General features: G+C 39.0%; 12 protein-coding genes. 4 read left to right on the top strand and 8 right to left on the bottom strand.

From position 1 onward, the window contains the following. Nucleotides 1-91 precede the first annotated feature (91 nt). Genes C1A12_RS08710 through C1A12_RS08700 form a run of 3 tightly spaced genes read left to right on the top strand, consistent with a single transcriptional unit; the run spans nucleotide 92 to nucleotide 2,016 of the window. Nucleotides 92-673, top strand: a complete 582-nt coding sequence (locus C1A12_RS08710; protein ID WP_101843492.1) for a CYTH domain-containing protein — start codon at nucleotides 92-94, stop codon at nucleotides 671-673. Between the two features lie 54 nt (nucleotides 674-727). Next, the gene (locus C1A12_RS08705) at nucleotides 728-1,129 is read left to right on the top strand and encodes a globin (RefSeq protein WP_101843491.1); all 402 of its coding nucleotides are present in this window, start codon (nucleotides 728-730) and stop codon (nucleotides 1,127-1,129) included. After that, nucleotides 1,126-2,016: a ClpXP adapter SpxH family protein gene (locus C1A12_RS08700; protein WP_101843490.1), complete on the top strand. Its 891-nt coding sequence runs from the start codon at nucleotides 1,126-1,128 to the stop codon at nucleotides 2,014-2,016. The genes C1A12_RS08705 and C1A12_RS08700 overlap by 4 nt, the downstream gene beginning before the upstream one ends. Nucleotides 2,017-2,511: 495 nt before the next feature. On the opposite strand, the gene pepF is transcribed toward C1A12_RS08700, so the two are convergent. The 3 genes from pepF to mecA form a co-directional block, all read right to left on the bottom strand. Further along, nucleotides 2,512-4,317 carry an oligoendopeptidase F gene (pepF, locus tag C1A12_RS08695; RefSeq protein WP_101843489.1) on the bottom strand — a complete coding sequence of 602 codons (1,806 nt, stop codon included), beginning with the start codon at nucleotides 4,315-4,317 and terminating at the stop codon, nucleotides 2,512-2,514. A 30-nt stretch (nucleotides 4,318-4,347) separates the two neighbouring features. Continuing rightward, on the bottom strand, nucleotides 4,348-5,529 hold the full coding sequence (locus tag C1A12_RS08690; RefSeq protein ID WP_101843488.1) for a competence protein CoiA: 1,182 nt from the start codon (nucleotides 5,527-5,529) through the stop codon (nucleotides 4,348-4,350). A gap of 93 nt (nucleotides 5,530-5,622) precedes the next feature. Next, entirely contained in the window at nucleotides 5,623-6,333 is a 711-nt protein-coding gene (mecA, locus tag C1A12_RS08685; protein ID WP_101843487.1) for an adaptor protein MecA, read from the bottom strand. Between the two features lie 282 nt (nucleotides 6,334-6,615). Here mecA and C1A12_RS08680 point away from each other — a divergent pair, with 282 nt between their 5' ends. Next, nucleotides 6,616-7,278 carry a TerC family protein gene (locus C1A12_RS08680; RefSeq protein ID WP_101843486.1) on the top strand — a complete coding sequence of 221 codons (663 nt, stop codon included), beginning with the start codon at nucleotides 6,616-6,618 and terminating at the stop codon, nucleotides 7,276-7,278. 38 nt (nucleotides 7,279-7,316) lie between these two features. Here the strand turns inward: C1A12_RS08680 and spxA are convergent, their stop codons facing one another. The 5 genes from spxA to C1A12_RS08655 all read right to left on the bottom strand — a co-directional run bounded on the left by spxA (nucleotide 7,317) and on the right by C1A12_RS08655 (nucleotide 12,096). Then, nucleotides 7,317-7,712, bottom strand: a complete 396-nt coding sequence (spxA, locus tag C1A12_RS08675; protein WP_101843485.1) for a transcriptional regulator SpxA — start codon at nucleotides 7,710-7,712, stop codon at nucleotides 7,317-7,319. 297 nt (nucleotides 7,713-8,009) lie between these two features. Beyond that, nucleotides 8,010-8,594 carry a GNAT family N-acetyltransferase gene (locus C1A12_RS08670; protein ID WP_101843484.1) on the bottom strand — a complete coding sequence of 195 codons (585 nt, stop codon included), beginning with the start codon at nucleotides 8,592-8,594 and terminating at the stop codon, nucleotides 8,010-8,012. A 125-nt stretch (nucleotides 8,595-8,719) separates the two neighbouring features. Then, entirely contained in the window at nucleotides 8,720-9,925 is a 1,206-nt protein-coding gene (locus tag C1A12_RS08665; RefSeq protein WP_101843483.1) for a putative glycoside hydrolase, read from the bottom strand. 180 nt (nucleotides 9,926-10,105) lie between these two features. Then, nucleotides 10,106-11,044, bottom strand: a complete 939-nt coding sequence (locus C1A12_RS08660) for an ABC transporter ATP-binding protein (protein WP_101843482.1) — start codon at nucleotides 11,042-11,044, stop codon at nucleotides 10,106-10,108. Beyond that, nucleotides 11,041-12,096: an ABC transporter ATP-binding protein gene (locus tag C1A12_RS08655; RefSeq protein ID WP_101843481.1), complete on the bottom strand. Its 1,056-nt coding sequence runs from the start codon at nucleotides 12,094-12,096 to the stop codon at nucleotides 11,041-11,043. Before C1A12_RS08655 ends, C1A12_RS08660 begins: the two co-directional genes overlap by 4 nt. Nucleotides 12,097-12,100: the final 4 nt, after the last annotated feature.

Here is a 12,100-nt window from a genome sequence, read left to right as displayed (position 1 = left end):
GTTAAACTAGAATTAAACAAGTCAGGAATGGTTAATCTTTGCAATTTGAGCTGCTTATAAATCATAATTAATAATAAGAGGTGAAGTACTAATGACCCAGGAAATTGAAATTGAATTTAAAAATCTGTTAACTGAAGAAGAATACTTGAATTTGTATAACGATTTATCGTTTGACTCAGTTGAACTGATAGAACAAACCAACTATTATTTTGAAACAGATGACTTTAAATTGAGGCAGCTGGGAGCAGCTCTGCGTATTCGCAGGAAAAAAGATTCATGGACTTTAACATTAAAACAGCCTCACCCTGACGGTCTGCTTGAAACTCATGATGTCCTAAACCAGGAAGATGTCAATCAGTGGATGATTAATCGTCCTGTATCCGCCCCCTATGTCCAACGACAGCTTCGAGAACTCGGCATATCATTAGATGAGCTCTCCTATATGGGCTCACTGATGACAAGACGAAAAGAACGGAATTATAAAAATACAACTGTTGTTCTTGATCACAGCTTCTATTTTGAAAAAAGTGATTATGAACTGGAGCTAGAAGCAGGTTCAAAGGAAACAGGATTAAAAGTTTTTCGTGAATTGCTCAAGGAATATCATATTCCTGAGAGAAAAACTGATAATAAGATCAAGAGGTTCTACAACGCCAAGCCTCAATCAGATTAGTTGCCGTTTAAGTTGACCGTTGCTAAAATAAATAAACAGACAGGAAGGGATTTTATGCAACCTACACCAGGCACTATTTATGAAGCTATTGGAGAAGAGAAGTTACACACACTTGTTGATCATTTTTATAAGTACGTCAGTCAGCATCCAGAACTCATTCCTATTTTTCCAGATGATCTGAGAGAAACAAGACGGAAACAAAAGCAGTTTCTAACTCAGTTCTTTGGCGGTCCCCCGCTGTATATTCAAGAACACGGACATCCGATGCTTCGAGCGCGTCACCTTCCATTTACGATCACACCTGCTCGCCGGGATGCCTGGCTTTCTTGTATGGACCAGGCGCTGACAGATGCTGTAATTGAAGAGCCATATCGTACAGCTATGCTTGATCGTTTAACGATGACTGCAAACCACATGATGAACACACCAGAAAACGAGAAAGGAGAATCGATGTGAGTTGGAAAAGCTTAAACGGCTCAAGCGAGCAGGAAGGAACCTCCACAGGCTTTTTTGATTTATTAAAGAAACCTATCGAAATGTATGTTTTTGTAGATCCACTTTGTCCAGAATGCTGGTCACTCGAACCGATCTTAAAAAAACTTACAATTGAATATGGACGATTCTTCACGATCCGGCCGATCATCAGTGGAAATTTAGCCTCATTGCAAAACTGTGATTCCGAACATCCTGAGAAATTAAAGAAGATGTGGGATACTACAGGCTCACGGACAGGGATGTGCTGCGATGGAGATGTCTGGCTGGAAAACCCAGTCTTCTCCCCTTTAGTCACAGCACTCGCTGTAAAAGCTGCAGAATTGCAGGGGAAGAAAGCGGGCATGAGGTTTCTTCGCAAAGTCCAGGAATATGTCTTTTTAGAGAAGAAAAATATCTCGGATGAAGATGTATTGCTGGAATGTGCGAAGAAGAGCCGACTGGATGTACGCGAATTTGAAAAGGACCTGCACTCTGAATCCGCACGAAAAGCGTTGCAATGTGATATTAAGTTAACGCGGGAAATGGAAGTGGATTCTTCCCCATCTATGGTCGTATTTAACGAATCTGATGAAGAAGCGGGCTTGAAAATTACCGGTATTTATTCTTATGATGTTTATGTCAAGGTTTTAAAAGAAATGCTGCAAAAAGATCCCAAGCCGGCTCGAAAGCCAGACCTTGAAGATTTTCTTCACCATTACCGCTTCGTAGCTAATAAAGAAATTGCCGTAGTCTATGACTGGACGGAACAGCAGGCAAAAAAAGAAATGAAAAAGCTTGTATTAAAACAAAAAGCTCGTGAAATCCCTGTTAAACAAGGGGCATTCTGGGAATATATTGAAACGAAATAATAAGAACCATGGAGTCATTCAGCTGCCATGGTTCTTTATTTTTTTTGAGAGAACTTACCTGGTACACTGGCCGATTTTTAGCGAGTATAATAGGTTCTCCCAGAAGCTTTTACGTTCATATTCTCGTCCTCTTTGAATAAAATGAATATGATTACAGTTGAAAGGGGACGTTATCCATGAAAATTTGGTTTTTAATCATATATATTATTGCCTTTCTCGTAATCTGTATGTTTCATCTATTTGCATTAATGCACCTTTATCCTTTGTATATTACCACCCCTCTGCTGTTCATTTCCTTCTTTATTCTTCTGCACCTTCTATTTTACAAAAAAAAGTTCCGCGGTTTTTCCTGACGAATCCGCAGAACTTTTTTATTATTGATTCTTTTCTACCTGTTGAAACTTTGACAGTAGAAAAACTATACAGAAAGAGCTGTGCCCCCATCAAACTAAAGTGGCTTTAATGCCGTATCGTCACGTTTCATAAGACATCAAGTTACTTGAGAAGCTCTTCCATCTCGGTAAGTTTTTGCTCAAAAACATCCAAAGCCTCATAAACCGGGTCTTTCGAAGTCATATCTACCCCTGCCTGTTTAAGAACTTCAATAGGGTAATCACTGCTTCCTGCCTTCAAGAAATTCATATAGCGCTCTACTGCAGGCTCTCCTTCAGAAAGAATTTGTTCAGCAAGTGTAGTAGCTGCTGCATATCCAGTAGAGTATTGATATACATAATAACCCATATAAAAGTGGGGGATTCGAGCCCATTCCAATCCGATTTCATCATCAATAACAATCTCATCACCAAAGTACTTCTTATTCAGGTCATAATAAATCTGAGTCAGTTTATCGGCGGTCAGCGCCTCTCCTTCTTGTGCCTGAATATGAATTTCATGCTCGAATTCTGCAAACATAGTTTGACGGAAAACTGTCCCTCTAAACCCTTCCAGAAAGTTATTCAATAAATAGAGCTTTTCTTTCTTATCATTAGTCTTTTTAAGCATGTAATCATTAAGCAATGCTTCATTACATGTAGAAGCTACCTCCGCAACAAATATGGAATAGTTTCCATAACGGTAAGGCTGATTTGCATGTGTATAATAACTGTGCAGTGAGTGACCAAGCTCATGGGCCAGGGTAAATAAATTATTCACATCATCCTGCCAGTTCATTAGAATAAAAGGGTTTGTACCGTAGTGTCCAGATGAATAAGCGCCGCTCCGCTTCCCTTTATTCTCCTCTACATCAATCCAGCGGTTCGCAAATCCTTCTTTTAAAGTGGATACATAGTCTTCCCCAAGAGGTTTAAGTCCGTTGACTACCAGGTCCTGAGCCTCTTCATATGAAACCTTCATTTCGGCATCCTTAACCAGCGGAGTATACATATCATACATATGAAGTTCCTCAAGCTCCAGTACTTTTTTGCGAAGGTTTACATAACGATGCAGAAGTGGCAAGCGCTCGTTCACAGCTTCAATTAGGTTATCATATACTGCCTCCGGAATATTATTGCGGTCTAACGCAGATTCACGAGCACGGTCGTATTGCTTAATAGTTGCAAAGTAGTTATTCTTTTTTACATTCCCGCTTAAAGTAGAAGCAAATGTATTTTTAAATTGCCCAAAGGTGTCATACATGGCTTGGAACGCATTTTTTCGAACGTCCCGGTCTTCAGACTTTAAGAATCCGACATAACGCCCATGTGTTAAGTCCACTTCTTCTCCTTCTTCATTTTTTATAGAAGGAAAAGTGAGGTCTGCATTGTTTAAAGCTCCAAAGGTTTGAGAAGGGTTTGAGGCAATTTCGGAAAACCCTGCCAGCAAACGCTCTTCTTTTTCACTGAGGACGTGATCCTTTCGACGGGTTATTTCTTTTAACGCATGCTCATACAATTTTAAATCATCGTTTTCTTTTAAAAACTGCTCAATTGTCCCTTCCGGAAGCTCCAATATTTCTGGGGTTATAAAACTCATGGCTGAAGCTACTTTTGTATATAAACTCTCAGCTTTAGCATTTAACTCTTGATAATATGAATTTGTTGTATCCTGGTCATTTCTCATATGGGCGTACGTATATAAAAGGCCTATTCGGTGAGAAATATTGTCCTGAAGCTTCAACAGGTTATAAAGCTTTTCCGGAGATTCTCCAAGTTTTCCTTTATATTCTTCTATTTCCGGGAGAGATTCTTTAACTTGTTCAAATTCTTTATACCATTTCTCGTCAGTTTCAAAAATCGATTCTAAATCCCATGTTCGTTCCTTAGGTATCTCATCTCTTTTTGGTAGTTGTTTGGTCGATGACATATAAATCCTCCTCAAAAGTAATTCGTCACACTAATCAATTCTAGATTGGTCATAGAATTCCTGCTGATCCAATAAATTATTGTGCTTCAGCCTTATAAGTACTTTTCTGTCTTCTTTAACGGCTTCTTCAACATGATTATGAAACACTATTTCTTTTTTCTTAACCCATTGTCCGTTCACGGACCGCCTGACATAGCCCAGGTGGTTCAACTGGAATAAATATTCTTCGTAAAGAGAAATTCCCGCTTTATCATTAACGGAGGAATTTAAAAATTTATGAGGGAAAGTAATCACCTCTCCAATTGCCTTGGGCATATAATACTCTAATAAGAAACGCGTCTGCCAGACATACGGAGCTTCACTACAAAACAGCTGGCTCTTAACTGGGATATAGCAGACGCTTGGGATCAGCGTAAAGTGAAAACCGTGTAAATAAATTAGCTGCCTCCATTGTCTTTCAACACTTCCTGCTTGTGGTTTGTAGAGAGTTCTAAATTGGTATACTTTCTTCTCCCATACAGAGTAAAAGGGGTGTAAAGAACCATGAGAGGGGTTAAACAGGCGGGAAAATGGGGTCGTTTTAATGGGGAAGTCTTTAAATACAGCAAATGTGGTTCCTGAGGAAGAACCTAAAAGCTGCTGAGTCATAATCATAGACTGTGCATTCACATCAAAAAAATACATACAGTATTGGTTTTGAAATGAATAAATCATAGCTTTATGAAACTGCTCAAGCTGAAGCACCTGTTTTCTTTTTCTTTTAAGCTGATTTCTTCCAAGAATCCATAAGGGGAAAACACCTTCTTGATGGTATCCTTGAGTTCGCTTTAAAACTTCCTTCATAGGTATTGATGCACACTGGAATTCAATAGCGGCCCGCTTATTATTATGATTCAGAAGAAGATCTGGACGTTGTTTAATTTCTTGTAAGTATGGTTCAACAGCTACGTCATACCCTTGTCCTTGCAGCCATCGATATAACAGCCACTTACCAGTCGCATGGTAATTACTTTCTCCTCGCTGTTTTATTTCACACGTACTGGTTGGGAAATGAGCGAAATGGGGAGTGACTTTCTGACCGTAACGGATGAGAAGGACTTCTTTACAAGCGGGGCAATAAAATAAGGATTCATTTTTTAACTTTTCAATTTTAGATATCGATTCTTGATAAATGGTGATGAGGTTACCATGTTGATCATACGCTTGAAACATATAACACCTCCTCTTCCTATAATAACTATTCGACAAATAATGCAAAAACCCTTTCTTTTCACAAAAAAAAGCACACTCTATGCGAGTGTGCCGTTACTTATCGGCTGGAAAGTAATCTCTTACTTGATGAAGAGCCTTTTCGGCAAAGATAACTTTTCCATACTCCTGTAGGCGATAAATCGTCACAGACGACTCATGTCCAAATTCCATTAGTTGACTTAAAATATTTTCTTGCATATCATCACTCATATTTTCATCATTGAACTGAATATATAAATAATAGGCACCTTCAAAGTGATACAATTCATGCTCAATTTGATCGGACTTGTTATCCATATAATGGCTCAATTGAATAACATCTTCGAATTCTTGAAAACGGAGTGTGAAATTAAGCGGAGCTAACGCTTCCTGCTCATTATCTTCTCTATCCTGGTTATTTGCTGCTTCATCGGATTCAGAATGATTATATTTATCTTCAAGTAAATGTTCTAAGTTCTCGTCTACAGGTACATCAATTGATTTACCCTCATCACTTGGGAGTTCGAGCTTTTGCCCGTCTTGGGAAACCTGCGCTTTAGTAACGATCACTTCTAGGCCTTTGTCCATTGCTTGAACTTGAATCCAGAGCGGGCCGTCGGCTTGGAAGTTTTCCTGGTCATTCACTTCATCCATCATTTCCCAAAATAGCTGTTCACTTCGTTCGCGGTTATACCAGATTTCTTCGCGGTCAAAGCCCAGCTGTTCGACATCATGATAGGAGACATAAAACTTTACAGTGTTTTCATTAATGCGTTCGATTTCCATTTCTCTCTCTCCCTTCTATCGTTTAATAGGCGGAAGGGATCGTAACCCTAAGTCGCTTATTCTTACCTTACCCTTCAGGTCAAAGCTTCAACCATCGTGATGTTTATAGCGTAAGGATTGATGTACTTATATTGTATGACAGTAAATCTAAAATGGAAAACAAATTGCTTAAATCAGCAGATAACTAGAACCAAGCCTTAATTGAATTTTCAAAAGGATGGTTGATTTTTTATTCTAGCTTATTTTTTGAAATTTGTCACTACTTAGAGGGGTGTTTTTTCAATGAATTGGGACATGCTTGAACCAATATTTATTATCATCAGTATAGACATTATTCTTGGCGGCGATAATGCAGTGGTTATCGCCCTGGCCAGCAGGAATCTTCCTGAACATCAGCGTAATAAAGCTATCATAATTGGGACTGGCCTTGCTGTTGTATCACGAGTAGCCCTTACTACTATAGCCTTATACTTACTGGCCATCCCCTATCTACAGCTCGTTGGCGGTCTACTCCTCATATACATAGCCGTCAAACTCTTAATTAATGAAGAGGAATCGGCTTCGATAAAAAGCAGTGACAGTTTGCTGACAGCTATTAAGACTATTGTTTTTGCCGATATTGTCATGGGATTCGATAACGTTTTAGCAATAGCTGGAGCATCCCATGGCAACATTGTCTTAGTTATCTTCGGCTTATTAATATCTGTTCCCATAATAATCTGGGGTAGTCGAATTATTTTAAAATTAATGGAAAAATTTCCGATACTCGTCTATATTGGAGCTGGTATTTTAGCTTTCACTGCCGCAGAAATGATCTTAGAGGATCCCCATGTAGAAGAATGGCTTCAAGTGATAGCTCCTGTAGTGACAGTTATTCCATTTATCGTTGTTCTTTTAACCGTAATGACGGGGTATTTGGTCAACAAACAATTACCGGAAAAATAAAAAACTGTCTCGATTTTTTAATCGGGACAGTTTTGCATTTAATTAACTAAGCGCTGTGCTTCTTTAAGCTGAAAAGTCCGTACGCTTCTAGGTAAAAAGCGGCGGATCTCATCTTCGTTATACCCAACTTGCAAACGCTTATCGTCAATGATAATTGGACGCCGAAGCAGTCCTGGGTTTTCTTGGATTAAATCAAATAGATCCTGCATCGGAAGCTGATCAAAATCAACCTTCAATTTCTGGAACACTTTTGAACGAGTGGAAATGATCTCCTCAGTACCATCTTCAGTCATTCTCAAGATTTCTTTAATTTCATCAAGTGTTAAAGACTCTGAAAAAATGTTTCTTTCCGTATAAGGAATATTATGCTCTTCAAGCCACGCTTTTGCCTTGCGACATGATGTACAACTTGGTGAGGTATAAAGTGTTACCATACAGATACTTCACTCCTCGAAATTTATTATGGGTCTTTTTTAAACAATCTCTTAATTAAAATTAGTATAATCTAATTTCATATTCTTACTATAACACATTTGTCAACTAAAATCTATATGTCCGGAGGTAAAAGGCTTTCATTTACAATATTTTTACGTACAGCAGGCATATACTTTATATTTACCCAATATAAGTTGTTTTCAAACCTGTTCCTGAATTTATTTGTGAAGTTTTTCATTTTCAACTACACATTGAAAATGAAAATCCCTGCCTGTGTCAGGTCAGGGATTTTCACTTTATGAACGTTTTAAATCTTTTAAAATATCATTTGCATTTCGATCTTCATCGAGGGTAAGAACCTCTTCAACCGGTTGATAGGATTTACCATAAAATTCACTGTCTTTATACGTATGAATTTCTTCATACATTTGTTTCATCTGTTCATAAATCTCTTCTTCTGTTGCGTCTTCAGGAGACCAATAGAGGATTTCCATTGGGGTAGGTTCATTCGTTGCTAAAGAACGACGCGTATATCCGATTGATTGAGCATGCTTAAAGCCTTCACGCTGATAAAAGTGAAGCCGTTTTGCTGTATCCGTATCATCATAATCTACAGGCTCAACTTCCAATATAATCGGTTTTTCTTTCGCCTTCATTTTTTCAATCAATTGATGACCCAGGCCCTGACCTCTAGCATTCGTGGAAACGTATACATAATCGATAAAAATAAAAGAGTCAAATTCTGCATACATCAACACATGATTATCACTTTCATCTTTGTAATAGACATCACTTTTTTCTTTGAGTAAAGTTTCCATGTGTTCCTCGGATTTCATTTCCTCTACCGGGAAATATTGCTTCAATTTCTTATACCAACTCATTGATCTACTCCCTTATCAAAGTATAGTACTATTATAACTGATTCTTATTTTATTGTTAAATAACGGTGAAGTCTTCCAATAGTGTGAGCAAAAAAAGCACCGGTTATCCAGTGCTTTTCTTGAAGTTAAGGCGTGTAATCCACGCCTTCCGTATAATTATTAGAAGCGTTCCAGATTAAATACTCTTCAATTCCGTTGTCTTGTAAAGCACGAATTTGATCTTCAACCTCTGCTTTTCCATATTGAAAAGTGTCCCCGGAATACAGCCATGGAGCTTCAAAATCTTGAAGCCAGGGTCTTGAAACAGGCGGATCTTCTAAATCTTCCAAAATTTGATTCTCTACTTGAGCATATTCATCAATAATCCTGTAAGGTTCAGAGTCAGGTTTATCAATTCCAAAATATGGCCCCCAGTGACTGGGATAAATCATCGACGAAATAACATCCACATTGGCTGAAATCTTCGAGAAGTTCTGTCCTATACCCGGGGACTCTTCGATCGTTGCTGAATACCCAAATATATCAACAGAGACATCAACATCATAATCACTTAGATCCTCACGTGCATATTTCACAAAATCGGTAACAGCACTTACTCTTTTTTTAACATTGTTCTCTTCGGAATCTGCATAGTCACCTTCACTATACTCTAACTCTTCATCCCTGTTTTCAAAACCTTCAGGAAACCGAACATAATCAAATTGAATTTCTTGGAATCCGATTTCAGCTGCCATTTTAGCAATTTCCAAATTATATTCCCAAACTTCTTTCTCAAATGGGTTCACAAAAGCTTCATTACGACTGTTTTTCCACACTTCCCCATTTTGCTGGAAAGAAAGGTCCGGTCGCTCCTCAGCGAGCAGACTGTCTTTAAATACAACCACACGGGCAATCGGATAAATTCCTTTCTTCTCAAGCTCTTTAAGCATCTTCTGCGGGTCGTCTATGTAAGGTTCTGCAATATCCGCATAAGGAGAATCTTCCGGCGGTTCAAACGAAATATTGCCGTGATCTTCCTTTACATCAATCACCATGGCATTCAGGTCTGTTGTATCAACAAGTTCCGTCAATTCCTCCATTTTCTCTCCGCCCGCCGAAGGACCCGTCACGTAAATTCCTCTTACTGAATCAGGATATTCAAAATCAAACCCTGCATCAAACACAAATCTCGCAATTCGGTCAGGCACATCGAGCGATTGGAGATAAATGTTCTTCCCACTATGTTCCTGAGCATTTTTTTGTGCAGATGCTTCTAAGTTATGTACAAAAAACGTAGCTGCAAAAGCAATTAAGCCAGCAAAAATGACTTTTCTAATATGTAATTTCCCCATTCCTACCTTCTCCCACTTCCATTTTTATTTCTATTTCCATTATATAGAGAGATAACTTCCATGAATAGACTATAAGTTCATTTTTTAGTCAATTTTTTCATAATGTTACCAAATGCCCATTCCGACAGTCTGAGTATTTATAAATAAAAGGACCTTACCTAAGTAAGGTCCCACTGGATCTTATTTTACCGTGTTATATTCTCTTCGATAGTGTTCAAATTCTTTCGTTGTACAAAGCACCCAATGATCTGGACTAACCTCCCTGAACTCAGGTTCTTCACTTGTATCATGATCATTTGGATCGTACGTAAAACGTTCGCGGGATCGTTCGTAAACAGGGTCAGGTAAAGGAATAGCTGAAAGCAGAGATTGTGTATACGGATGAATTGGATTACGGTATAATTCATCTGCATCCGCAAGTTCTACCATTTTCCCAAAATACATAACCCCGATGCGATCACTGATATATTTAACCATTGATAAATCATGGGCGATGAATAGATAAGTTAAACCTTTATCTTTTTGAAGCTGCTTTAAAAGGTTTACGACTTGAGCCTGAATAGATACATCAAGGGCTGAAATTGGTTCATCGGCAATAATAAAGGATGGGTCAACCGCCAGAGCTCTGGCAATTCCAATACGCTGACGCTGTCCACCACTAAATTCATGAGGATAGCGGTTTGCATGCTCTTTATTAAGTCCTACTGTTTCCAGTAGTTCTTCAACTTTAGCTTTCCTTGCTTTTTCATTAGTTTCAAGACCGTGAATATCCATACCTTCAGCAATGATATCAGCGACTTTCATACGAGGGTTTAGCGATGCATATGGGTCCTGAAAGATCATCTGCATTTCTCTATTGAATTTCTTCAACTGATCACGCGTCTTTTTCCCGTGAACGTTTTCCCCCTTAAAATTGACTTCACCCTCTGTGGCGTCATATAAACGTATGATACTTCTTCCTGTAGTCGACTTTCCACATCCTGATTCACCAACCAGTCCAAAAGTCTCTCCTTTATGAATATCAAAGCTGATACCGTCAACAGCCTTAACAACACTATGACGGCCGGTTTTGAAATGCTGTTTTAAATTTTTTATTTCTAATAATTTTTCTTCGCTCATACACGCTCACCTTTCCCGTTTACCGCAGAAGTCATTGCAGTCATCCGCTTCTTAATAGCCTCCGGGGGATCAATGTCCGGTGCGTGCTCATGCAACAGCCAGGTAGCTGCATAATGAGAGTCGGATACTTTAAACATTGGCGGTTCCTGCTCCCTGTCAATCTGCATCGCATACTGATTGCGTGGAGCAAAAGCATCTCCTTTAGGAGGGTTCAGCAAATCTGGCGGCGAGCCTGGAATTGCATATAATTCTGATACCTCAGCATCCAACGACGGCATAGACCCTAAGAGTCCCCAGGTATATGGATGTTTAGGGTTGTAGAAAATATCATCCACTGTCCCTATCTCAACAATTCTGCCTGCATACATAACGGCTACACGGTCGGCCACATTCGCAACGACTCCGAGATCGTGAGTAATAAAGATAATTCCTGATTCAGTCTTTTTCTGGATATCTTTCATTAATTCAAGTATTTGAGCCTGGATCGTTACATCTAGCGCAGTTGTCGGCTCGTCCGCAATGAGCAGTTTAGGATTACAAGCAAGAGCAATCGCAACAACAACACGCTGCCGCATCCCGCCGGAAAACTGGTGTGGGTATTGCTTCATTCGATTCTCGGCATCTGGAATTCCTACTAATTCTAAAAGCTCAATAACGCGGGCTTTTGCTTGAGACTTACTCATTTTTTGGTGTTTGATTAATCCTTCTGCAATTTGGTTTCCGACTTTCATCGTCGGGTTAAGAGATGTCATTGGATCCTGGAAAATCATTGATATATCTTTTCCTCGGATTTTCTGCATTTCCTTTTCACTTAACTTTGTAAGGTCCCGTCCTTCAAAGAGGATCTCTCCCTCTTTAATACGTCCAGGCGGCATAGGAATCAGCTTCATCAACGCTTTGGTCGTAACAGATTTCCCTGAACCTGACTCTCCTACAATCGCAAGGGTCTCGCCTTTATTTAAACTAAAATTAACGCCCCGTACAGCCTGTACTTCACCGCCGTAGGTGTCAAAAGATACGTGCATGTTTTTAACGTCTAATAATTTTTCCATATTG

Origin of the sequence: Halobacillus sp. Marseille-P3879, assembly GCF_900240285.1 — a bacterium.
Classification (GTDB): Bacteria; Bacillota; Bacilli; order Bacillales; family Halobacillaceae; genus Halobacillus_A.
The sequence above is the reverse complement of the archived record's forward strand: the minus strand, read 5'-3'. Positions and strand labels throughout refer to the sequence as shown.

What these genes read in the sequence shown, in the direction of transcription:
- C1A12_RS08680 (WP_101843486.1), top strand. Translation starts at nt 6,616, where the DNA reads ATGAATTGGGACATGCTTGAACCAATATTTATTATCATCAGTATAGAC.
- C1A12_RS08705 (WP_101843491.1), top strand. Translation starts at nt 728, where the DNA reads ATGCAACCTACACCAGGCACTATTTATGAAGCTATTGGAGAAGAGAAG.
- C1A12_RS08655 (WP_101843481.1), bottom strand. Translation starts at nt 12,096, where the DNA reads ATGGAAAAATTATTAGACGTTAAAAACATGCACGTATCTTTTGACACC.
- pepF (WP_101843489.1), bottom strand. Translation starts at nt 4,317, where the DNA reads ATGTCATCGACCAAACAACTACCAAAAAGAGATGAGATACCTAAGGAA.
- spxA (WP_101843485.1), bottom strand. Translation starts at nt 7,712, where the DNA reads ATGGTAACACTTTATACCTCACCAAGTTGTACATCATGTCGCAAGGCA.
- C1A12_RS08690 (WP_101843488.1), bottom strand. Translation starts at nt 5,529, where the DNA reads ATGTTTCAAGCGTATGATCAACATGGTAACCTCATCACCATTTATCAA.
- C1A12_RS08660 (WP_101843482.1), bottom strand. Translation starts at nt 11,044, where the DNA reads ATGAGCGAAGAAAAATTATTAGAAATAAAAAATTTAAAACAGCATTTC.
- mecA (WP_101843487.1), bottom strand. Translation starts at nt 6,333, where the DNA reads ATGGAAATCGAACGCATTAATGAAAACACTGTAAAGTTTTATGTCTCC.
- C1A12_RS08665 (WP_101843483.1), bottom strand. Translation starts at nt 9,925, where the DNA reads ATGGGGAAATTACATATTAGAAAAGTCATTTTTGCTGGCTTAATTGCT.
- C1A12_RS08670 (WP_101843484.1), bottom strand. Translation starts at nt 8,594, where the DNA reads ATGAGTTGGTATAAGAAATTGAAGCAATATTTCCCGGTAGAGGAAATG.
- C1A12_RS08710 (WP_101843492.1), top strand. Translation starts at nt 92, where the DNA reads ATGACCCAGGAAATTGAAATTGAATTTAAAAATCTGTTAACTGAAGAA.